Origin of the sequence: Mesorhizobium sp. M7A.F.Ca.AU.002.02.1.1, from assembly GCF_003998535.1 — a bacterium.
Classification (GTDB): Bacteria; Pseudomonadota; Alphaproteobacteria; order Rhizobiales; family Rhizobiaceae; genus Mesorhizobium; species Mesorhizobium ciceri.
This window is the reverse complement of the sequence record NZ_RZPB01000394.1, coordinates 5,273-5,776: the sequence shown is the minus strand read 5'-3', so window position 1 is coordinate 5,776 and position 504 is coordinate 5,273. Positions and strand designations below refer to the sequence as shown.

Genomic DNA, 504 nt, shown 5'->3' with positions numbered 1-504 from the left:
CCTCGGCACGGTCGGTGCATCGGTGGCGCGCGTGCTGCGCGACAAAGCGGTGGAACTGACCCGCCAGTGCGGCCGTGACGTGATCGTCACCGCCGTCTCGGCGCGCGACCACAAGCGCGATCGGGGCGTCGATTTGAGCTCTGCAAAGTGGTTCGACGATCCGGTCAAGATGGCCCAGACCGCAGAAATCGACGTGTTCGTCGAACTGATCGGCGGCGACGAGGGCCCGGCGCGCTCATCGGTGAAGACGGCACTCGAAGCCGGCCGTCACGTCGTCACCGCCAACAAGGCGCTGCTGGCCAAGCATGGCGTGGCGCTGGCCGAGATCGCCGAGAAGAAGGGCGTGCTTCTCAACTACGAGGCGGCGGTGGCGGGCGGCATTCCCGTCATCAAGACGATGCGTGAGGCGATGGCCGGCAATTCGGTCACCCGCGTGTTCGGCATCCTCAACGGCACCTGTAACTACATCCTGACCCGCATGGAGGCCGAGGGCATCTCGTTCGA

Annotated in this window: 1 pseudogene; it reads left to right on the top strand. The window is 65.9% G+C overall.

Annotation, left to right across the window (positions count from 1 at the left end):
- Positions 1-504 (top strand): annotated as a pseudogene (locus tag EN879_RS40090) (homoserine dehydrogenase); the annotation flags it as partial.